We start from the raw sequence: 20468 nt of genomic DNA, 5'->3' as shown, positions 1-20468 counted from the left end.
GTGGAGTTCACCCTCAATTTCGCCTGGATCGAAGCGGTCATGCTCGCCGGTGTGCGCATGGTCGCCTTTCTGGTCATTGCGCCGCCGTTCTCGTATCGCGCATTCCCCGCACGGATCAAAGCCATGCTCGCCATCGGACTGGCCCTGGCCGTATCGCCGCGGGTCACCGCCGACTACGTCTCCCAAGACACCGCAGGCTTCGTCGGCGCCCTGATTCTGGAAATTCTGGTCGGTGCCACGCTGGGCTTTTTGGTTTTTTTGGTCTTTGCCGCAGTGCAGTCGGCCGGTGGTCTCATCGACATGTTCAGCGGATTCCAGATGGCGCAGGGCTTCGACCCCCAGTCCATGATCAACGGTGCCCAGTTCACCCGCCTGTTTCACATGACCGCCCTCGCGCTGATGTTTGCCTCCGGTGCGTACCAGCTCGTGCTCGGGGGCCTGTTTCGCAGCTACACCGCCATCCCGCTTGGCTCTGGCCTGGACCTCGCCGCGCCGGCGCAGGCCATTATCGCGGGCACGACCCAGATGTTCCTCGCCGCCGTGCAGATCGCCGGCCCCCTGCTCGTCGTGCTGTTTTTAGCGGATGCCGGCCTCGGCCTCCTCACCAGGGTCGCCCCCGCGCTCAACGCGTTCGCCCTCGGCTTTCCGCTTAAAATTCTCATCACGCTGATCCTCGCCGGGACGGTCTTCATGGCCCTGCCGCGCATCGTCTCGTCGCTCACCGGGCAAGCCCTCGATGCACTCATGGGGGTGAGGTAATTGTCCGAAACTGATTCCGGTGAAAAGACCGAGCCGGCGACCCAGAAACGCATGAAGAGGGTGCGCGAAAAGGGTGAGCTGTCCAAATCTCAGGATGTCACGGCGTGGCTCGGCGTTGGCGCCGCCGGCCTCATGCTGCCGGCGACCATCGCAGCGGCCGGCGCTGCAGGTACCGACCAGATGTATCTGATCGGTACCCTGGCCAGTGCTCCGGACCCGAGCGTGGCGGTCGAAGCCCTCGGCAACGGGTTGGCGTCGCTCGCCGATATTCTGACTCCGTTTTTTGTCGTGGTGCTCGTGGTCGTGCTGGGCGGTGCTGCGTTGCAGGGCGGCATCCACTTTAAGAAGTTCACCGGAAAGTACGAGCAGTTCAACCTCGTCACCGGTATGAAACGCGTGTTTGGCACCCAGGCACTGTGGGAGGGCGTCAAGGTGCTCGCCAAAACGGCCGCAGTCGGGATCGTCCTGTACTGGGTGATTCAGGGACTGATGCCGGTGTTACTGACTGCGGGAGGGCTACCGGTCTCGGAATTGCTCAGTGCCGCCGGCAGCGGAACGGCCGGACTGCTTCAGGCAGCAGTGGCGGCCGGCCTCCTGCTCGCCGTCGCCGACATCTTCGTCATCATGAAACGCAATCGCAAGAAAACCATGATGACGAAGAAGGAGGTCACAGACGAGAACAAGGCCGCAGAGGGCGACCCGCTGATCAAATCGCAGCGCCGCTCCCGCCAGCTGATGATGAGTCGTAATCGCATGATCGCCTCGGTCGCCGATGCCAACGTCGTGCTGGTCAACCCGACGCACGTGGCCGTGGCCCTCAAATACGAGCCGGGCAAATCCGCGCCGCGCGTGGTGGCCAAGGGAATCGGTCATGTGGCCGCCCGTATTCGCGTGCAGGCCGAGACCGACCAGGTGCCGATTGTGCAGGATGTCCCGCTCGCACGGGCACTGCACGCGGCTTGCGAGATCGGCGACGAGATTCCCACGGAACTATATAGCGCCGTTGCCAGGGTGCTCGCCTTCGTCATGGCCCTGCAGAAACGGGGCAGTACGGCGGGAACCCACACCATGAGCGCACTGGCGGGTGCGCCGTCATCATCGTCAACACCCACATCAACACTGCAGACTGCCGGAGGCCGTTCGTGAATCGCAATCTCATCAAGCTCGCCGTTCCGGTCGGTGTGGTCGGCATCATCCTGCTGCTGGTCGTGCCCATTCCGGCCGGCCTGCTCGACATTCTGATCATTCTGAACATCATGCTGGGCCTGGTCACCCTGCTCACCACGATGTTCGTGAAGAAACCGCTCGACTTCTCGGTTTTTCCGTCGTTGCTGCTCGTGGCGACGCTCTTTCGTCTCGGCCTCAATGTGGCCTCCACTCGCCTGGTTCTCGGTGAGGGCTATGCCGGTCAGGTTATCGAGGCTTTCGGGCACGTCGCCGTTGGCGGCTCGATCATTATCGGCGCGGTCATCTTTCTGATTCTCGTCGTCATTCAGTTCGTTGTCGTCACCAAGGGTGCCGAGCGTGTGGCTGAGGTCGGTGCCCGATTCACCCTCGACGCCATGCCCGGTAAGCAGATGGCCATCGACGCCGACCTCAACGCCGGCTTGATCACCGACGCAGAGGCCAAGGACCGTCGCGCCGAGGTATCGGCCGAAGCGGACTTCTATGGCGCCATGGACGGTGCATCCAAGTTCGTCAAGGGTGACGCGATCGCCGGCCTGATCATCATCATCATCAACATCATCGGCGGCATCGCCATCGGCATGCTGCAGCGGGGCCTGGAGATCGGCGAGGCGGTCAACACCTACGCGCTGCTGACCATCGGCGACGGCCTCGTCACCCAGATTCCGGCACTCCTCATGGCCGTCTCCACCGGCATGATCGTCACGCGCTCGAACGCGGAGACCGACATCGGTTCGACGGCATCCGCTCAGCTGACGCAGTCGCGGAATGCCTTGACCATCGCCGGCGCGGCCGCTGTGCTGATGGCGCTCATTCCGGGCATGCCGGTACTGCCGTTCCTCATCGTCGGGATGGCTCTGATGGTCATCGCCCAACGCATCAAGGCCGGTGAGGTCACCAAGGAGGCGAGTATCGCGGCCACCACGGCCTCGGAGAGGACCGCTCCCAAAACCGACACGACCGAAGACCTGATCGAGCAGATGCGCGTGCACGCGCTGGAGATTATGCTCTCGCCCGACCTCGTTGACCTCGTTTCCGGTGCCTCCGACGATCTGCTGGCCCGGGTACGTGGTCTCCGTCGCAAAATCGCCATGGATCTCGGCGTGGTCGTGCCGCCGGTGCGCACCCGCGACAGCGTCGATCTGCCACCATCGACCTACGTCATTCGCATTGCCGGTGTCGAATACGGGCGTGGCCTCGCCCCCGCCGGCAAGGTGCTGGCCCTCGGCGACGCTCTCGATACCCTGCCAGGACAGGTCACGATCGAACCGGTGTTCGGCCTGGCCGGCAAATGGGTGCCGAGTGAAATGCGGCACAGCGCCGAAATGACCGGAGCCACCGTCATCGACCGGGTCTCGGTCGTGGTCACTCACCTCTCCTCGATCATCACCACCAACGCCGCCCGGCTGCTCACTCGCGAAGACGTGCGGGTGCTCACGGATGGCGTCAAACAGGTCAATCCTTCGGCCGTCGACGATCTCATTCCCGGCTTGCTCTCCCTCGCCGAGGTTCAGCGGGTGCTGCAGGGGCTGCTGGTAGAGCAAATTCCAATCAACGACCTGCCGCGCATCTACGAGGCACTGTCCTTGCGCGCTAAGGCGTCCAACGATGCTGAGGGGCTGGTCGAAGCTGCTCGCCAGGCGCTCGGTCCGGCACTGACAGCTCAGTATCTCGATGGCACGCTGCTGCGTGTGATCATGATCGACCCCACGCTGGAACAATCCATGCTCGAGGGCCTGCGCCCCTCAGATCAGGGAACGCAGATTCTGATGGATCCGGCGCGCCTGGAAAGCGTACTCGCCTCGGTACGCACCTCGGTGGCTAAGGTCGAGGCGAGCGGGCAGACCGCGGTACTGGTGTGTGCACCAGCGCTTCGACCGGCTATCCGTCGCCTCATTTCGACGCAGACCGGTGGCCTGCCGGTATTGTCATATCAGGAAGTAACATCGGCGAATGTGACCATTGAGACTGTGGGTGTGGTGCGTGGAGCCGAAACGATTTCTGCTTGAGGGTCCAACCCTGCGGGAGTTGAAGGAACGCGCCGTCGCCGAGCACGGTGCCAATGCCACCATCATCGCCGCGGAGCGGGTCACCGTCGGCGGCATCCGCGGATACTTCGCGCGTCAGCACTATGAGATCACGGTCGAGGTTTCGGAACCGGCAGTGCGCAAAAAATCGGCGCACACCGGCCTCGATATTTCGGCTCGGCTGGGGATAGCGGCGCTGCTCGACGACGCCGACGAGGCTGAATCCCGGCTGCACCCCACGCAGGCTTCTCCGCAGCTATCGACGGCGTCCGACGGGTTCGCCAGGCTCATGGACGAACTCACCTTCGCCACCGGCCGCGGTGCCGTTGCGGATTCGCGACCTGAGCCGGTCACGGGAGTACCAGCAGCTCCGACTTCGGCACCCGTTTCTGTACCCGGTTCTGCACCAGCGCCGACAGCCGCTCTCCCTCCGGTGCCGGCCCCGCTCACGAGGCCGGGGGACCTGGTCTTGATCGTCGGGCTCGAGGATGACCCGCTCACGATCGCGCGGCTGATGCTGCGCGTGGCCGGTGCGGGCGAACTCCGCACCTCCGGCACCCTGCCGCAGGACGGCACTGAGCGGGTCGACGACCGGCGCGGCGCTATGCTGGCCAGAGCCCAGGGCGTGGAGATCGGCCACAGCACCTTCATCGCCTACGGGCTCAAACCCGCTTCTGACGCGCTGGCGCGGGCGGCAGCGCTCACCGAGATCGGTGCAGACCAGGTTTGGGTGGTCGTTGACGCGAGTCGAAAAACCGAGGACACCATCCGCTGGGTCAACATGGTGCAGAGCAGTGTTCGGGTACACGCGGTCGCTGCGCTCGGCCGCCAGTTCACGACCTCACCGGCCACTGTCGACGACCTGGGCCTGCCGGTGGAGTGGATGGATGGGCGGGTGGCCGCGGCGCCGACTGGCCGCCGCGCGGCCGTGCCGCATTCCCGAGCGGACGAGCGCGAACGGTAGGCTGGAACGATGCTCGTTCTGACACGCAAACCGGGGGAAAAGATCCTCATCGGTGACGATATCGTCATCACCGTGCTCGACGCCCGCGGCGACAGCGTGCGCATCGGAATCGACGCACCACGGGGCGTGAAGATTCAGCGGGACGAGGTCGTGCGCGCCGTCAGCGAGGCAAACCTCGCGGCGAGCCAGATCGACACCGCAGCCGAAGATCGAATCAAACGGTCGCTCGAAGTTCTCGCCGCGCTGCAATCAGCCCAGTTGAGCCAGCCCCAGCCGCAGACCGCTACACCTCCGCTGTCGAACCCGCCTGCGGAGAACTAAACCGTACCAACGACCGCTGCTACAGCATCCGTCACTCGTTGACGTGCCCGCGCAGCTCATCAATCTCCCGGCGCTCACGTTTGGTCGGCCGCCCGGCCCCGCGGTCGCGCATCGGCACCAGAGCTACCTCTTCGCGTGGCGGCGGCGGGGGAGTCTTGTCGACGTAGCATTCGGCAGCGACAACTGCCCCGACCCGCTTGACCACGAGCCGTGACACGATCAGCACCCGGTCGAAGCCGTCCGAGCGCACGCGCACCTCATCGCCGATATGCAGGGCCTGCGCGGCCTTGGCCTTGTCCCCGTTCACCCGCACATGTCCGGCACGGCAGGCGGTCGTGGCCATCGAGCGGGTTTTGAACAGGCGCACGCCCCAACTCCAACTGTCGACGCGGGCAGACGTTAGCTCCATCTATTCACTGTAATAGAAAGTACTTGAAGCGAACGTTCAGCCGCCCTGCCGCACCCAGACGATCAGCAGCATCGTCACGAGAAAACCGGTGAAGAAGTTGAGCCAGAGAAAGCGTTTCCAGCCTCGGTTGGCGCTCTCCGAGTGCTCATCGCTAATTGACCAAAACGGCAGCGCCGCCAGAATATAGGGAACGGCCAGCACCGCCGCGAGCGGCCCCGGCCACGGTGTAGCGAGCATGAGCAGGCCCGCCAGACCCCAGAAGGTGATCGCGAGCCGCACGGTCGGCCAGGCACCGAGAGCCGTCGCGATCGACGCGATTCCGGCCTGGCGGTCGGGTTCAACGTCTTGCACCGCGCCGAAAGCGTGGCTGGCCATGCCCCACAGAAAGAACGCCGCGAGCAGGGCGAGCAGCCCGAAGTTTACGGTGGCGCCGGCCACCACGAGCCCGTACACGGCGGGGCTGACGAAGTGGGTGCTCGAGGTGATCGAGTCGAGAACTGGCCGTTCCTTGAACCGCAGCCCGCGCACCGAGTAGGCCACGACCGCAAACAGGCTCAGGGGGAGAACGACCCACGACAGCGGATGCCCAGCCCCCGCCAATAAGACCATGGCCCCGCCCACAATTACGGAGGAAACAACCCCGGCGGCAATCACCGTTCGGTGCAGAGCGGGGTGCAACAGCGCCCCCTCAGCGCCGCCCTTTCGCGGGTTGCGCAGATCGGACTCGTAGTCGAAGACATCGTTGATGCCGTACATGAGCAGGTTGTAGGGAATGAGAAAGAACAGCGTTCCCACGATCAGCAGCGCGTCGAAGCGCCCGGTGGCCACCACATACGCGGCGGCAAAGGGGAAAGCCGTGTTGATCCAGCTGAGCGGCCGCGACGACAGCACGACCTGCCGGGCCTTCCACCCTGTGGTACCGACCTGCTCAGTCATCCGTTCTTCCTAACCTGGTACCGCCCGAAAGCACCCACAGAGCCGGAAGCAGAAGTGCCGCGGCCACCGGGTAGGCAAAATCTTCGATCGGGGCGAGGCCGATCAACAGCCCTGAAATGTGCTTCGGGTCGTAGCTGAACAGTCCAGCCGCAATCATCAGGTTATCGAACACGGCCGTGAGCAGCAGGGTGAGCGTAAGCGCATCAGCCACGGCGGAGACGAAACGGGCCGAGATAAGTCGGCGCTTCACCGCCACGACGGCTACCAGCGCGGCAACGACGAGAAAGACCGCATTCAGCAACAGGTACGTCATTGCACTGCCCGCCGCGCAAGTACGAGGCGGATCGCCTGCATGAGATTCATGGTGAGATAGCAGAGAAAGGTGAGAAAGAAGAATTCCTCGAGCGGCAGTTCCGGCGCCAGCTGAACGCCGGTCATCAGCGTGGTCTCACCCCGGTAGAAAATGCCCAGGCCGATACCGGCGAGGTCCCAAACCAGAAAGAACAATACCCCGATGCCGAGCACGAGGGTGGCCCGGAGGGGCGAGCGCCAGAAGAAGAGGTGGAAGTGCCAATCGAGCACGGTCATGCCTCCGAGCGCGACGAGCAGCGCCAGCAGGTACAGAACGCTCACGACCGCCTGTGCGCAGACTCCGCTGGGGTCGCGTCGGCGTGGCGTGCCGACAGCGGTTCGGCGAGCGGTTCCGTCGTTGTGTCATGCCGAATCCGTTTGAGCAGGATTTCCGCGCTGATCAGGCACATCGGCAGGCCGATACCGGGGATGGTGGTACCGCCGGCGTAGTACAGGCCCGCAATCTTCTTGGACATGTTCGTTCCGCGCAGGAAGGCACTTTGCCGTAGGGTGTGCGCTGGTCCAAGGGCGCCGCCCTTCCAGCTGTTCAGGTCGTCAGCGAAGTCGGCTGGGCCGACCGTGCGACGCACCGTGACGCGATCGGCGAGGTCGGGGATGCCGGCCCACTGGGCGACCTGCGCGATGGCGGCATCCGCTATGAGCTCGATCGTGGCCGAACCGGCGCCGTTGATGCCGCCAGCACCGAGCGCCACATCGGCCGGTACTGGCACCAGCACGAACAGGTTGCTGTCGCCGGCGGGCGCGACCGAGGGGTCGGTTGCGCTCGGCATGCACACGTAGAGCGAGGCGGGGCACGATACGGAGGTTTTCTTGCCGAATATCTGTCCGAAGTTCGTTCCCCAGTCGGTCGTGAAAAACAGGGAGTGGTGCTGCAGCTGGGGGAGTGGGCCGCGCACGCCGAGCATGACCAGCACGGCACCAGGCCCCGACCTACGTTTCTCCCACCAGCGCTCCGGATAGGTCTGCAGCTTCGCGGGAACAAGTTTGGTCTCGGTATGGTGCAGGTCGGCTGACGACACCACGATGTCGGCGTCGAGGTCTCGCGGCTGCCCAGAGGCGTCGATGTAGCTGACTCCGTTTACCGTCCTGTCGGCGCTGACCCGAATGGCGCTCACTCGCGCTTCGGTGATTATTCGAACTCCTTCGGCGCGGGCGATTGCGGCGATGCTCTCGATCAGCGTGCTGAAGCCGCCCTGGGGGTAGAGCACCCCGTCAGCGAGGTCGAGATGGCTCATCAAGTGGTACATCGACGGTGTCAGGTTCGGTGCCGACCCCAGAAAAACGGCCGGATACCCAAGAATCTGACGCAGTCGCGGGTCCCGCACATAACCGGCGATGAACTTGTCGAGTGGCTGCAGCAGCAGTCGAGCCAATCGCACCAGGCGCCGCAGCACGTCGGGTACCAGAAACGGCCGGAACGACTCGAAGCTCGAATAAAGAAACCGTTTCACGGCCATGTTGTAGGTTTCGGTGGCCGAGTCGAGGTAGCGATCGAGTGCCCGGCCTGCCCCCGGTTGCATCGACTCAAACAAGCGGATGTTCGCGGCGCGGTCGCTGCGAATATCAACCGGCTGGGTATCGCCCTCAAAGAGCACTCGGTAGCCAGGATCCAGTTTCACGAGGTCGAGCTGCTTTGCCGCGGTCGTGCCGAACAGGCGGTAGAAGTGCTCGAAAACCTCGGGCATCAGGTACCACGATGGGCCGGTGTCGAAGCGGAATCCTTCGGCCTCCCACAGTCCGGCCCGCCCGCCGAGTTCCGCCCGGGATTCCAGCAGCGTGACGTCGTGGCCTTCGCGGGCCAGCAGGGCGGCGCTGGCCAGACCGGCGATACCGCCGCCGATCACGGTGGTGCGTGTCATCGCTTCCACGCGCCGGGGCCGATGCTCGAGGTGAGTGCGATCATGAGTTTTTCTCCATCTGGCACCCGCACGCGGGAGCGCAATAACTGATCGGCCGGGGTCGACCGCAACCGCCGGGACAGCCGAGTAAACAGCCCCTGGGCCGCGGCCACGGCCCGCCGGCAACCGGGCGGCAACAACGGCAAAACGGCGCTGGCAATGGCTAAATCGTCGTCGATGTCGTCCAGAATCACGTTCTTCTGCTCGTCGCTGAGGTTGAGCGGATCGATCCCCGGAAAATAGTTGCGGCCGAGCATCTCGCGATCACACGACAGGTCGCGCAGAAAGTTGATCTTCTGAAAGGCAGCACCGAGATGGCGTGCGCCATCTTCAAGCACGCCCAGTTCGGTGGCGCCGCGCGGGGACCAGTGCAGGAAACAGCGCAGGCACATGAGCCCGATCACTTCCGCAGAGCCGTAAATGTACTCGGCGACGCCTTCAGCGCTAAATGGGGTCGGATCGAGATCGCGGCGCATCGACGCGAAGAAGGGTGAGATCAGGCTGGAGTCGATGCCGCACTGCCTGGCCGTCGCGGCGAAAGCATGCACCACGAGATTGGTGCTGTAGCCGCGCACGATCGCGCGTTCGGTCTCGAGTTCGAGCTCGTCGAGCAGCTGCCGCTGTTCGGCAACCGAGACGCCTGCCTCCGCGGCAGCTCCGTCGACGATCTCGTCGGCAATACGGACCAGGGCATAGATCGTGCGTACGGGCGTGCGCACCTGGGCAGTCAGCAGCCGAGCGGCGAGTCCAAACGATGTGGAGTAATGTCCGATCACCGTCGTCGAACTGGCCTGCGCCGTCTGCGCGTACTTGTTTAGATTCGTGTCAGAGCGCATTCGAACTGGCACGGTTGGCAGGTGGGTCATGCGCTGGCTCACTAACGGGCCCGATTCACGGCGGTCTCGGCCAGCTCGATCAGGCTCACCCGCAGGTCTCTGGGAATGATCGCCGGGTTGAGCGTTTCGACCGCCAGACGGGAATGGTCGTAGGCAAGCCCCTCAGCGACCGCTTTCGCACCGCACGCCCGCAGGTGCTCCCGCGCCCGTTCGGCCTCCTCGTCACTGAGATCGATCTTGCCGAGGTATGGCGCAATCAGCGACCAGCTCTGGGTGCCGCCGGCGTGGGCGATCAGCGCGGTCTGTTTCCCCTCGCGCAGGTCGGCGGTGACACTCTTGCCGGTCTTGACGGGGTCGCCAAACACGCCGAGCAGATCGTCGGTGAGCTGAAACGCCACCCCGACGAGGCGTCCGTAGTGCCCGAGCAGGCGAATCGCCTCGGCCGACGCGCCGGCCAGCACGGCCCCCGCCTGTAATGGCGCTTCGAAGGAATAGACGGCGGTCTTGTTCTCCAGCGTGGCGATGACCTCGGCCACGGTGAGCGGATGCCCCGCCGAGCTGTTGGTGACGTCGGCCAACTCCCCGGCGGCCGAGACGAAGACCGCGCGATCGAGCAAGTCGAGCAGCCGCAGCCGGGTGGGCCCGTCGACCGGCAGTTTCGCGAGCGCGCGATGCGCTTCACTCAGTGCGAGGTCGCCGGCGAGAATGGCCGCAGCAGCGCCCCAGACACCGGCCTGGTCGGTGGCGACTCCGTGCGCTAGAGCGCGGTCGTTGAATCGGCCGGCGATGTTGGCAACTCCGCGCCGGGCCAGGTCGCGGTCGATCACATCGTCGTGAATCAAGAACGCCGTGTGTAACAGTTCGAAGCTCACCGCGACCGGTGACACGAGGGCCTGATCGCGCCCGCCGAAACCGGCATAGGCCGCTAGCACGAGGGCGGGCCGTACCCGTTTCCCGCCGCTGCTGGCCTGCTCCAGAGAATCCCAGAGGGCAACATAGTGTTCGCCGTAGTCACTTGCACGCAGTCGTGCCGCGGCAAAAAAACGGGTGAGTTCGGTCTCGACGCCCTCCGCAACCGTGTCAAGCACGAAAAACCTCCAGCTCCTGCACCTGCAGCGCCATCCAGGGACTGAACGCCCACGGGGCATCCGTCACCGCGCGGGACAGGTCCGCCGGGCGGGTCCAGGCGTATTCGGCGACCTCGTCGGGGTTCGGTGTCGGCTCCTGCAGGGTAGTGGCGAGGTAGACCGGGCAGATTTCGTTTTCGACGATGCCGCCACTGTCGGTGGCACGGTAGCGGAACAGGGGGAGTGCGAGGTCAAGAGTGTCGAGCTCGAGCCCTAGCTCAAAGCTGGCCCGGCGGGTGACGGCCTGCGTCAGCGGTTCAGCGGGCAGCGGATGCCCACAAAACGAGTTGGTCCACACTCCCGGCCACGCCGTCTTAGTCAGCGCGCGGCGGGTGACCAGCACCGCGCCGAGCGGGTTGAAGACATAGCAGGAGAACGCCAGGTGGAGCACGGTGTCCGCACCGTGCATGCTGTACTTTGGCGCGGTGCCGATGTGACGACCCTCCTCATCGAGAAGGATTACGTGTTCATCAGGAGCGTTTGTAGTCTGCACGTAGGCTCTCCTTCTCGGTTCAACCTGATCATGATAGGAATAACTAACCAGGTTAGCGACTGTCCACGTTACCATGGGTACATGTCCCACGATGAGAGTAACCCGCCGGTAGCAGGGACGTACTGGTACGACCCCAAGAATGCTGGAGTTTCTTCGGCGATGGACGTTTTGCGCGCCGTACGCCGGTTTCGAGTTGCTGACGCGGTGATGCGTCATCGCGCCCAGGCCGACATGCGCATCAACGAAACCGACCTGATGGCCCTTCGTCATCTCATCGCCTGCGAACGCCATAACCGGGTTGCCAGCCCCAAACACCTCAGCGAATTCCTGAATATCTCGTCGGCCGCCACGGCGAAACTCCTCTCCAGGCTCACGGCCTCCGGTCACATCCGCCGTGAGGTGGATCCGGACGACGGTCGTGCCCAAAGGTTGTACGTTACAGAGACATCGCACATCCAGATTCGACGGGCGCTGTCGGATACCCACGAGCAGCTGATGAAGGTCGCCCTCGAACTTACGGCCGACCAGCAGACGGCCGTGGTGCACTTTCTCGACGCCATGAGCGCCATCGCCGTCATGCCACATTCCGAAGTGACCACCGTCGAGCAGCCAGTTGAGTCCTGACGACCGTTCTGTTGGTGATACCAGTGCCGCTTAAGATAAATCAGTGACTCATATCTCTGCACCCAACGCTTCGGCGTCATCGGCCGCCGCCCACGTCGAGGCTCTGCTGGCCTCCTACCCTGACTTTCCGCAGCCAAATATCTTGTTTCGCGACCTCAACCCGGTCTTTGCCGATGCCGTAGCGTTTCGTGCGATCGTCGATGACCTCGCCGATCAGCACCGCGGGCAGTTCGACGCCGTGGCCGGCATCGAAGCACGCGGCTTTCTCCTGGCCGCAGCCGTCGGCTATGCGGCCAATGCGGCCGTGCTGGCAGTGCGTAAAGGCGGCAAATTGCCCGGCACCGTCTTGACTGAAGAATACGACCTGGAGTACGGCTCGGCCCGGCTCGAACTCGAAGTCGGGCAGCTTCCGGCCGGTACCCGCGTGCTCATCCTCGACGATGTGCTCGCCACCGGCGGCACCATTGCGGCCACGAGCCGCCTCATCGAGCGCGCCGGCTATACCCTCACCGGTGTCGGCGTCGTGCTTGAGCTCACCGACCTGCACGGCCGCGAACGGCTCGGCACTGCGCCGGTGCACGCGATCATGTCGATCTAGGTGCACCGGACGATGTTGCGCATGAACCTGGGGCGTGTGTGGGGCATGCTTGGAGCATGACTGACAGTTCGGGTGTCGATGCAAGCCGGGCGTGCGGGGCTGCGATCCCCCCAGCCAGCCCCAGTAGGGACAGCGGCGATGCGTGGGTGCACGCTCCCGACGGCCGCAAATTTTGGGGCCGTTTTGGGGCCGCCGGACTCCTCGTGCACCACCCCCGCCGGGGAGTGTTGCTGCAGCACCGCGCGCTGTGGAGCCATTTTGGCGACACCTGGGGGTTGCCCGGTGGTGCTCGGCACGAAAACGAAAGCGCGATCGACGCTGCCCTGCGCGAAGCCAGGGAGGAAGCCGGCGTGCCAGCCAACCTGGTGCAGGTAAAATTTACCTCCCTACTCGACCTCGGATTCTGGTCGTACACCACCGTTGTCGTGGAGGCGACGCAGGAGTTCGAACCCGTCATCAGCGATCAGGAGAGCATCGCCCTGCGCTGGGTATCGGCCGATGCCGTTGATCTCCTTGCCCTCCATCCTGGTTTTGCCGCCAGCTGGCCCGCACTGCGCGGGCGGCTGGGCTGAATCTGGTCCCACTCGATAGACTCGCACTGTGACAGGGGCAGCGAACGAGGTGGTGAGCGACCGGGTGTTCAACATGCCCAACATGCTGAGCTGTCTGCGTCTGGTGCTGGTGCCGGTTTTCCTCGTACTCCTCGCCCAGGGAGAGGATGCCTGGGCCTTGGTCGTGCTTAGCATCTCCAGTTTCACCGACTGGCTCGACGGCTTTCTCGCGCGGCGCTGGAACCAGATCACCCGTCTCGGCCAGCTGCTGGATCCCGCCGCCGATCGGCTCTATATCTTTGCCGCTCTGATCGGACTGGCTTGGCGTGATCTGGTTCCCTGGTGGATTGTGCTGATCATAGTTGGGCGCGACATCTTTCTGCTGGCCCTGGGGATCATCCTCGCCAACTTTGGGTTTGGTCCGCTGCCGGTGCACCACCTGGGCAAGGTTGCTACGTTCTGCCTGTTCTACGCACTGCCGATGATCATGCTCGGGCAGGCCTTTCCGCAACTGGAATGGTGGTCGCAGCCGGTGGGGTGGGCGTTTGCCCTGTGGGGAGCTTTCCTGTACTGGTGGGCTGGCATCGTCTACGCCATTGAAGCGACGCGAGTGATTCGACTGCCGAGGGTCGCCCCGGGTGTATCTTCCGATACGCTGGAACGATAGGAGGTGCATGATGGTCGATCTATCCGGAAAGAATAATTCCAAGGAGCAGAACGAGCCCGTGCCCGCAGATCAGCCCGAAAACCCGACGACAGGCGAAGCAATGCCCAGCAAGGCGCAGTCCACCCCAGCATCCTCCGATCTTGGCTCGACCGGTGACGAGACGCCCGGCGAATCGACGACGGTGCACGACATGCTCAGCACCGACACAACCATGAACTTCAGCCAGGAGTTCGCCGCCCAGATCGCCTTCATCGATTCCAATGTGACCGTGGAAGAGCAGGAGTCCATCGCGGCTTTGCCCTCGGGTTCGGCACTCATGGTCGTGCGCCGCGGGCCCAATGCCGGCGCCCGCTTTCTCCTCGACGCTGATCTGACGAGCGTTGGTCGCCATCCCAACGCTGACATTTTCCTTGACGACGTCACGGTGTCGCGTCGGCACGCTGAGTTTCTGCGTACCGGCACATCGTTCACGGTGAAAGACCTCGGTTCGCTCAACGGCACCTACTTCGCGGGTGAACGAATCGAGACGGCTGCTCTGACCGACGGTGCCGAGGTGCAGGTTGGCAAGTTTCGCCTCACCTTCTACGCTTCGCGCCTCGACCTCGCCCGCGCGACGAGCGAGTAGTGGCGGCAAACTCCGCCCAGGCTCGTTCCGTGTCTGTGTCTTCGTCGGCAGCTCACGGGCAAGCTTCGGGATCAGCGCCGCTGCTGAGTATCGGTCAGGTGCTAGCGCGACTCACCCCGGAATTCACCGATCTGACCCCGTCGAAACTGCGCTTCCTCGAGGAACAGGGCCTCGTCGCGCCGGCCCGCACGGAATCCGGTTATCGCAAGTTCTGCGCCAGCGACGTCGATCGCCTGAGATTGATCCTGTCGATGCAGCGCGATCAATACCTGCCGTTGAAAGTCATCCGCTCCTATCTTGCTGATCTGGATGCCGGGCTGTCGCCGGTGCTGCCTGGCGGAACCACCCCCGGGCCGTCAATGTTGGGAACGCTGCGACGGTTGACCCGAGACGACCTGCTGCGCGAGGCCGGAGCCTCTGCCGCTCTCCTGCATGACGCCGTATCCGCGTCGATTATCCTGCCCGCCGAACACTACGGCGACGGCGTGCTGCACGTGTTGCGTGCCCTCGTCGAACTGCAACGCACCGGGATCGAGCCACGGCACCTTCGAGGCTTTCGCGGGGCTGCTGAACGCGAACTCGGTCTTATCGAAAGCGCGCTCGTACCGCTCTCCCGCCGCAAAGACGCCTCCAGCCGGGCCAAGGCGGCTGAAATGGCCGTGGAAATTGCCGGGCAACTCGAGGTTATTCGAGGCAGCCTGATTCGGTCAGCACTGGGCCGACTGGCCAAGTAGGTCGTAGACTGGCGCAGGCACAAAGCGGCACCGGCGTCCTGCGCTCCAACCGCGCCGCCTGCCGTTTACAGTACTTGACCGACACGCCAAACCGGTCAAGCGGATGTCGGGCCCACAAGCCCCGCACCTCGGTACCGTAGATAGTGTCGTCACAGCACGACGTTTTTGCAGACCAGCACCACCGCACGTCCGCACCAGTTTGATTCCGCACCACCGTGGCCGAGGCTCGCTTGATTGCAGCGCTCAGTCATCGCACGATGTAACCCCCGAGAGGCAACCCTATGAGTGAGCTCAAGCCTGATGCTGACGCTTCGCGCTACTCGTTAGGACTGCTGTTCACCGATGGCATGCCCGAGCTTGATGAGAACTCCGGCTACCGCGGTGCTGTTGCCGCGCGCGCGGCCGGCATCAGCTACCGTCAGCTCGACTACTGGGCCCGCACTGGCCTGGTTGAACCCACAGTGCGCGGCGCGGCCGGTTCCGGCTCCCAGCGCCTCTACGGCTTTCGCGACATTCTCGTGCTCAAGCTCGTCAAGCGTCTGCTCGACACCGGCATCTCCCTGCAACAGATTCGCACCGCCGTCAACCAGCTGCGCGAATCGGGCATCAGCGACCTCGCGCAGACCACGCTCATGAGCGACGGCGCCAGCGTCTACCTGTGCACCTCCAACGACGAGGTCATCGACCTGGTCAGCCGTGGCCAGGGCGTCTTCGGCATTGCCGTCGGCAAGGTGCTCCGCGAGGTCGAGACCAGTCTGGTCGAACTCGACATGCAGCCGGTTGATCCCACCGACGAGCTAGCCGTCCGCCGGACCACCCGCAAAATCTCCTAGCCCCCTCCATCCCCGCCCCGCCGCGGAGCCGCCAATTAGCGGTGCGCGGTAGTTGCGCCAGTACGCGGGAGGCGGAACTCCCGCGTACTGGCGCAACTCCAGCGCCACGTGTTGCGCGGGGCGCCCTGCAAATCAGCACAGGCCGAGGTCCGCTTTTGCGAGCCCGCAGGGGAGGAAGTTCGAACTCCTCAGAACCCGACGACAGACCGCTCAGACCGCGGGAGCCTCGGCGTACTCACCGATGCGCGCTGTACGCAGCACCCGGTCGAGCAGCTGGTCAAAGTAACCGGCCATTTCGAGCGCACTGTCACCCGGCCAGATGTGAAGGGGCTTCGCGGCGCCCTGCGCCTGCTGTAGTGACGTGCGCTCGGGCAGCTGCGGGCTCAGCACGAGGGGGCCGAACATGTCGCGCAACTCTTTGATGCGGAACTGGTGCTCGAGCGAAGCGGAGCGGGACCGGTTCACGATGATGCCGAGCGGCTGCAGGCGCGGGCTCAAGCCACGACGAATTTCTTCGATCGCACGCAGCGCACGGTCGGCGGCAGCGACTGAGAACAGGCCCGGCTCAGTGACGACCGCGACCCGGTCGCTCGCAGCCCAGGCGGTGCGCGTGAGGGCATTGAGGGAGGGCGCACAGTCGATGAGCACGAGCTCATAGTCTTTCTCGATCGTCGAGAGCGCCTCTTCGAGTTTCCAGATATCGCGGATGCTGGGGTGAGGCCCGTCAAAATTGATCGCCGACGGGCTGCCGATCATGACGTCGATGGTGCCTGGGCGGTTGCGGGTCCATCCACTCGGGGCGATCGCCGCGCGAACCGTCTTTTCCTTGGGCGAGCCGAGAACATCGGCGACGTTGAGGTGACCGGCTACCTGGATATCCATGCCGGTGGACACATCGGACTGCGGATCGAGATCCACGACGAGTGTTCGCACGCCACGGGCGAAGGCAGCGGAAGCCAGACCAAGGGTCACAGTGGTCTTGCCGACACCACCCTTAAGGGAACTTACGCTGAGTACGTGCATGAGTAGCAACGTTACCTTCACTAGTGTTAGAGAACCTAACCGTTAGCTGTGCGCCCCGTACGCCCTCGAAAGGCTTGCATGTTTGAGAAAATCCTTGTTGCCAACCGCGGAGAGATCGCAATCCGTGCCATGCGCGCGGCTTACGAGCTCGGAGCCAAGACCGTGGCGGTGTTTCCGTTCGAGGATCGCAACTCTCTGCACCGCCTGAAAGCGGATGAGGCGTACCAAATTGGTGAGGTCGGGCATCCGGTTCGCGCTTATCTCGACGTGAGCGAAATCATCCGGGTTGCCCAGGAATGTGGCGCCGACGCCATTTATCCCGGCTACGGTTTTCTGTCGGAGAACCCCGAACTGGCCGATGCTGCCGCTGCTGCCGGCATCACGTTCATCGGCCCGGGTGCCGACGTGCTCGAAATGGCCGGCAACAAGGTCACCGCGAAGGAGCACGCCATTGCTGCGGGCGTTCCGGTCTTGAAATCGACACAGCCATCGACCGACGTTGAACTGCTGATCAGCCAGGCCGACGAGATCGGTTTCCCCATTTTCGCCAAGGCCGTGGCCGGCGGTGGTGGGCGCGGCATGCGTCGCGTCGCCAAAAAGAGCGAGCTGCGTGGGGCTCTCGAAGAAGCCATGCGCGAGGCGAACAGTGCCTTTGGCGACTCAACGATGTTCCTTGAGGCTGCAGTGCTGCGCCCCCGCCACATCGAGGTGCAGATTCTCGCCGATGCTTCTGGCGAAACCGTGCACCTGTTCGAGCGGGACTGCTCGGTGCAGCGTCGGCACCAAAAGGTCATTGAGATTGCTCCCGCGCCAAACCTGAGTGACGAGATTCGGGTGCAGCTCTACGCCGACGCCATCAAGTTCGCCCGGTCGATCGGCTACGTCAACGCGGGCACGGTCGAATTCCTGCTTGACACCGTCGGCGAACGCGCCGGACAGCACGTATTCATCGAGATGAACCCACGCATCCAGGTCGAGCACACCGTGACCGAAGAGGTGACCGATGTCGACCTGGTGCAGGCGCAGATTCGCATTGCCGCGGGGGAGACCCTCGCCGAGATCGGCCTCGCCCAGGGCGATATCCGGCTGCGCGGTGCCGCGCTGCAGTGCCGCATCACAACCGAGGACCCCGCGGCTGGCTTCCGGCCAGACACCGGCAAGATCACCACCTATCGCTCTCCCGGCGGCGCGGGTATCCGCTTGGATGGTGGAACGATCAACACGGGCGCGCAGATCAGCCCGCACTTCGACTCGATGCTCGCCAAGCTCACCTGCCGGGGCCGCGACTACGCGGCCGCCGTCGTGCGCTCCAAGCGCGCGCTGGCCGAGTTCCGCATTCGCGGGGTATCCACCAACATCTCCTTTTTGCAGGCCGTGCTCGACGACCCCGACTTCGCCGCCGGCGACCTCAGCACCTCCTTCATCGACGAGCGCCCTGAGCTGCTTCGCGGCCGCGAATCCAAGGACCGCGGCACGAAGATTCTCAACTGGCTCGCCGACGTCACCGTCAACCAGCCCAACGGCGTGCCGCCGACCACGGTGCACCCGCGCGACAAACTGCCACAGCTCGACATTACCCAGCCAGCCCCCGACGGTTCACGCCAGAAGCTGCAGCTGCTCGGCCCAACCAAGTTCGCCGCCTCCTTGCGTGCCCAGACCGCGCTGGCCGTCACCGACACGACGTTCCGGGATGCCCACCAGTCGCTGCTCGCGACGCGAGTGCGCACCAAGGACCTCGTCGCCGTTGCACCCTATGTTGCCCGGCTGACCCCGCAGCTGCTCTCGGTCGAAGCCTGGGGCGGCGCCACCTACGACGTGGCGCTGCGTTTCCTCGGCGAAGACCCCTGGGAGCGCCTCGCCGCGCTACGCGAAGCCCTGCCGAACATCAACCTGCAGATGCTGCTGCGCGGCCGCAACACCGTGGGCTACACCCCGTACCCGACCGAGGTCACCGACGCCTTCGTGCGCGAGGCGACCGACACCGGCGTGGACATCTTCCGCATCTTCGACGCCCTCAATGACGTGTCGCAGATGCGTCCAGCCATCGACGCCGTGTTGAATACCGGCACTGCCCTGGCCGAGGTCGCCGTCTGCTACACCGGCGATTTGCTCGACCCGGCCGAGAACCTCTACACCCTTGACTACTACCTGCGTCTGGCCGACCAGATCGTCGAAAGCGGCGCCCACGTGATCGGCATCAAGGACATGGCCGGGTTGCTCCGGCCGAGCGCCGCCGAGAAGCTGGTGTCCGCGTTCCGCGAACGCTTCGACCTGCCCGTGCACGTGCACACCCACGACACCCCTGGCGGCCAGCTCGCCACGCTGCTGGCCGCAGCTCGGGCCGGCGCCGACGCTGTCGACGTCGCATCCGCTCCGATGGCCGGCACAACCAGCCAACCGTCTGCATCCTCTCTCGTGGCCGCCCTCGCCCACACCGAACGCGACACCGGCATTTCGCTCAAGGCCACGACCGACCTCGAGCCGTACTGGGAGGCCGTGCGCACCCTGTACAGCCCGTTCGAATCTGGCCTGTCCGCACCAACCGGCCGGGTGTATTCGCACGAGATCCCCGGCGGGCAGCTGTCGAACCTGCGCACTCAGGCCGTCGCGCTCGGCCTGGCCGACCACTTTGAACTGATCGAAGACATGTACACCGCCGCGAACACCATTCTCGGACGAGTACCCAAGGTCACTCCCTCGTCCAAGGTGGTCGGCGACCTCGCCCTCTACCTCGCCGCGGTGAAGGCCGATCCGGCCGACTTCGAGGCGAACCCTGGCAACTACGACGTGCCTGAGTCGGTGATCGGGTTCATGGCCGGCGAACTCGGCGACCTGCCAGGCGGCTGGCCTGAGCCGTTCCGCACCAAGGTGCTTGCCGGGCGCAACGTGCGCGTCGGCGTCACCGAGATCACTGCCGGGGAGCGCGCCGCGCTGGGTGCGACGAGCGTCGAACGTCGTGCCATGCTCAACCAGCTATTGTTCCCCGCGCCGACCCGCCAGTTCGAGCAAATCAGGGAAAGGTATGGCGACCTCTCGGTTGTCGACACCGTCGACTACCTCTACGGCCTGCAGCAGGGCCAGGAGCACGCCGTCGAAATCGCCAAGGGTGTGCGGCTCTACGTGGGCCTGGAAGCGATTGGTGAAGCCGACGACAAGGGCATGCGCACCGTCATGACCATTCTCAACGGCCAGCTGCGCCCGGTGTTCGTGCGCGACACGAGCATCACCGTGCAGACCAAGGTCGCCGAGAAAGCGGATGCCAACCAGCCCGGCCAGATCGCCGCCCCCTTCTCCGGCGTGGTCACTCTGCAGGTCGAGGAGGGTGCGCACGTCGAAGCCGGCCAGAGCGTCGCCTCGATCGAAGCCATGAAAATGGAAGCTGCGATAACCTCGCCGATCGCCGGGACCATCGAACGCGTCGCCATCCCGCTCACCCAGCAGGTCGATGCGGGCGATCTGCTCGTCACGGTGCGTCCACGCTAAGAT

At 64.4% G+C, this 20468-nt stretch carries 22 protein-coding genes; 13 read left to right on the top strand and 9 right to left on the bottom strand.

Going from position 1 to position 20468, the window contains the following annotated elements; all coding sequences use genetic code 11:
- From E3T39_RS08425 to csrA, 5 genes are read left to right on the top strand one after another with little or no spacing between them, the layout of a single operon-like run.
- The gene (locus E3T39_RS08425) at positions 1–759 is read left to right on the top strand and encodes a flagellar biosynthetic protein FliR (protein ID WP_134514346.1); all 759 of its coding nucleotides are present in this window, start codon (positions 1–3) and stop codon (positions 757–759) included.
- Complete coding sequence (locus tag E3T39_RS08420; protein ID WP_134514344.1) at positions 760–1905, top strand: EscU/YscU/HrcU family type III secretion system export apparatus switch protein; 1146 nt, start codon at positions 760–762, stop codon at positions 1903–1905.
- On the top strand, positions 1902–3953 hold the full coding sequence (locus E3T39_RS08415; RefSeq protein WP_134514343.1) for a flagellar biosynthesis protein FlhA: 2052 nt from the start codon (positions 1902–1904) through the stop codon (positions 3951–3953). The genes E3T39_RS08420 and E3T39_RS08415 overlap by 4 nt, the downstream gene beginning before the upstream one ends.
- Positions 3928–4935 carry a hypothetical protein gene (locus E3T39_RS08410; RefSeq protein WP_134514341.1) on the top strand — a complete coding sequence of 336 codons (1008 nt, stop codon included), beginning with the start codon at positions 3928–3930 and terminating at the stop codon, positions 4933–4935. Before E3T39_RS08415 ends, E3T39_RS08410 begins: the two co-directional genes overlap by 26 nt.
- 9 nt (positions 4936–4944) lie before the next feature.
- Complete coding sequence (gene csrA / locus E3T39_RS08405) at positions 4945–5256, top strand: carbon storage regulator CsrA (RefSeq protein ID WP_134514339.1); 312 nt, start codon at positions 4945–4947, stop codon at positions 5254–5256.
- Positions 5257–5287: 31 nt separating this feature from the next.
- On the opposite strand, the gene E3T39_RS08400 is transcribed toward csrA, so the two are convergent.
- The 8 genes from E3T39_RS08400 to idi are packed head-to-tail and all read right to left on the bottom strand — an operon-like array spanning position 5288 to position 11327.
- Positions 5288–5665 carry an RNA-binding S4 domain-containing protein gene (locus E3T39_RS08400; RefSeq protein ID WP_134504211.1) on the bottom strand — a complete coding sequence of 126 codons (378 nt, stop codon included), beginning with the start codon at positions 5663–5665 and terminating at the stop codon, positions 5288–5290.
- A 36-nt stretch (positions 5666–5701) separates the two neighbouring features.
- The gene (locus E3T39_RS08395) at positions 5702–6601 is read right to left on the bottom strand and encodes a prenyltransferase (RefSeq protein WP_134514337.1); all 900 of its coding nucleotides are present in this window, start codon (positions 6599–6601) and stop codon (positions 5702–5704) included.
- Positions 6594–6914, bottom strand: a complete 321-nt coding sequence (locus E3T39_RS08390; protein ID WP_134514335.1) for a lycopene cyclase domain-containing protein — start codon at positions 6912–6914, stop codon at positions 6594–6596. Before E3T39_RS08390 ends, E3T39_RS08395 begins: the two co-directional genes overlap by 8 nt.
- Positions 6911–7234, bottom strand: coding sequence for a lycopene cyclase domain-containing protein (locus E3T39_RS08385; RefSeq protein ID WP_134514333.1), 324 nt, complete (start codon positions 7232–7234; stop codon positions 6911–6913). The genes E3T39_RS08390 and E3T39_RS08385 overlap by 4 nt, the downstream gene beginning before the upstream one ends.
- On the bottom strand, positions 7231–8832 hold the full coding sequence (gene crtI, locus E3T39_RS08380; protein ID WP_134514331.1) for a phytoene desaturase family protein: 1602 nt from the start codon (positions 8830–8832) through the stop codon (positions 7231–7233). The genes E3T39_RS08385 and crtI overlap by 4 nt, the downstream gene beginning before the upstream one ends.
- Entirely contained in the window at positions 8829–9737 is a 909-nt protein-coding gene (locus E3T39_RS08375; protein ID WP_241979605.1) for a phytoene/squalene synthase family protein, read from the bottom strand. Before E3T39_RS08375 ends, crtI begins: the two co-directional genes overlap by 4 nt.
- Positions 9738–9748: 11 nt before the next feature.
- Positions 9749–10795, bottom strand: a complete 1047-nt coding sequence (locus E3T39_RS08370; protein WP_166784089.1) for a polyprenyl synthetase family protein — start codon at positions 10793–10795, stop codon at positions 9749–9751.
- Positions 10788–11327 (bottom strand): isopentenyl-diphosphate Delta-isomerase, encoded by a 540-nt coding sequence (gene idi / locus E3T39_RS08365; protein WP_241979604.1) that lies wholly within the window; start codon positions 11325–11327, stop codon positions 10788–10790. Before idi ends, E3T39_RS08370 begins: the two co-directional genes overlap by 8 nt.
- An 81-nt stretch (positions 11328–11408) precedes the next feature.
- Between idi and E3T39_RS08360 the strand changes: the two genes are divergently transcribed.
- From E3T39_RS08360 to E3T39_RS08330, 7 genes are all read left to right on the top strand, one after another.
- Positions 11409–11951, top strand: coding sequence for a MarR family winged helix-turn-helix transcriptional regulator (locus E3T39_RS08360; RefSeq protein ID WP_166784088.1), 543 nt, complete (start codon positions 11409–11411; stop codon positions 11949–11951).
- A 43-nt stretch (positions 11952–11994) separates the two neighbouring features.
- Complete coding sequence (locus tag E3T39_RS08355) at positions 11995–12549, top strand: adenine phosphoribosyltransferase (protein WP_241979603.1); 555 nt, start codon at positions 11995–11997, stop codon at positions 12547–12549.
- Between the two features lie 56 nt (positions 12550–12605).
- Positions 12606–13121, top strand: a complete 516-nt coding sequence (locus tag E3T39_RS08350; protein ID WP_134514324.1) for an NUDIX domain-containing protein — start codon at positions 12606–12608, stop codon at positions 13119–13121.
- 28 nt (positions 13122–13149) lie between these two features.
- Positions 13150–13767: a CDP-alcohol phosphatidyltransferase family protein gene (locus tag E3T39_RS08345; RefSeq protein ID WP_241979602.1), complete on the top strand. Its 618-nt coding sequence runs from the start codon at positions 13150–13152 to the stop codon at positions 13765–13767.
- A gap of 190 nt (positions 13768–13957) precedes the next feature.
- Entirely contained in the window at positions 13958–14392 is a 435-nt protein-coding gene (locus E3T39_RS08340) for an FHA domain-containing protein (protein ID WP_134514443.1), read from the top strand.
- A gap of 35 nt (positions 14393–14427) precedes the next feature.
- On the top strand, positions 14428–15126 hold the full coding sequence (gene ftsR / locus E3T39_RS08335) for a transcriptional regulator FtsR (RefSeq protein ID WP_134514441.1): 699 nt from the start codon (positions 14428–14430) through the stop codon (positions 15124–15126).
- Positions 15127–15407: 281 nt separating this feature from the next.
- Positions 15408–15959, top strand: coding sequence for a MerR family transcriptional regulator (locus E3T39_RS08330; RefSeq protein ID WP_134514322.1), 552 nt, complete (start codon positions 15408–15410; stop codon positions 15957–15959).
- Positions 15960–16169: 210 nt separating this feature from the next.
- Here the strand turns inward: E3T39_RS08330 and E3T39_RS08325 are convergent, their stop codons facing one another.
- Complete coding sequence (locus E3T39_RS08325) at positions 16170–16982, bottom strand: ParA family protein (RefSeq protein ID WP_104201327.1); 813 nt, start codon at positions 16980–16982, stop codon at positions 16170–16172.
- A 78-nt stretch (positions 16983–17060) separates the two neighbouring features.
- On the opposite strand from E3T39_RS08325, the gene E3T39_RS08320 reads away from it, so the two are divergent.
- On the top strand, positions 17061–20465 hold the full coding sequence (locus tag E3T39_RS08320) for a pyruvate carboxylase (RefSeq protein WP_134514320.1): 3405 nt from the start codon (positions 17061–17063) through the stop codon (positions 20463–20465).
- The last annotated feature ends 3 nt before the right edge of the window (positions 20466–20468 follow it).

This window comes from Cryobacterium suzukii, from assembly GCF_004403185.1.
In the GTDB taxonomy this organism is placed as follows: domain Bacteria; phylum Actinomycetota; class Actinomycetes; order Actinomycetales; family Microbacteriaceae; genus Cryobacterium; species Cryobacterium suzukii.
The sequence above is the reverse complement of the archived record's forward strand: the minus strand, read 5'-3'. Positions and strand labels throughout refer to the sequence as shown.

What these genes read in the sequence shown, in the direction of transcription:
- csrA (WP_134514339.1), top strand. Translation starts at nt 4,945, where the DNA reads ATGCTCGTTCTGACACGCAAACCGGGGGAAAAGATCCTCATCGGTGAC.
- E3T39_RS08400 (WP_134504211.1), bottom strand. Translation starts at nt 5,665, where the DNA reads ATGGAGCTAACGTCTGCCCGCGTCGACAGTTGGAGTTGGGGCGTGCGC.
- E3T39_RS08395 (WP_134514337.1), bottom strand. Translation starts at nt 6,601, where the DNA reads ATGACTGAGCAGGTCGGTACCACAGGGTGGAAGGCCCGGCAGGTCGTG.
- E3T39_RS08390 (WP_134514335.1), bottom strand. Translation starts at nt 6,914, where the DNA reads ATGACGTACCTGTTGCTGAATGCGGTCTTTCTCGTCGTTGCCGCGCTG.
- crtI (WP_134514331.1), bottom strand. Translation starts at nt 8,832, where the DNA reads ATGACACGCACCACCGTGATCGGCGGCGGTATCGCCGGTCTGGCCAGC.
- E3T39_RS08375 (WP_241979605.1), bottom strand. Translation starts at nt 9,737, where the DNA reads ATGACCCACCTGCCAACCGTGCCAGTTCGAATGCGCTCTGACACGAAT.
- E3T39_RS08360 (WP_166784088.1), top strand. Translation starts at nt 11,409, where the DNA reads ATGTCCCACGATGAGAGTAACCCGCCGGTAGCAGGGACGTACTGGTAC.
- E3T39_RS08350 (WP_134514324.1), top strand. Translation starts at nt 12,606, where the DNA reads ATGACTGACAGTTCGGGTGTCGATGCAAGCCGGGCGTGCGGGGCTGCG.
- E3T39_RS08340 (WP_134514443.1), top strand. Translation starts at nt 13,958, where the DNA reads ATGCTCAGCACCGACACAACCATGAACTTCAGCCAGGAGTTCGCCGCC.
- E3T39_RS08330 (WP_134514322.1), top strand. Translation starts at nt 15,408, where the DNA reads ATGAGTGAGCTCAAGCCTGATGCTGACGCTTCGCGCTACTCGTTAGGA.
- E3T39_RS08325 (WP_104201327.1), bottom strand. Translation starts at nt 16,982, where the DNA reads ATGCACGTACTCAGCGTAAGTTCCCTTAAGGGTGGTGTCGGCAAGACC.
- E3T39_RS08320 (WP_134514320.1), top strand. Translation starts at nt 17,061, where the DNA reads ATGTTTGAGAAAATCCTTGTTGCCAACCGCGGAGAGATCGCAATCCGT.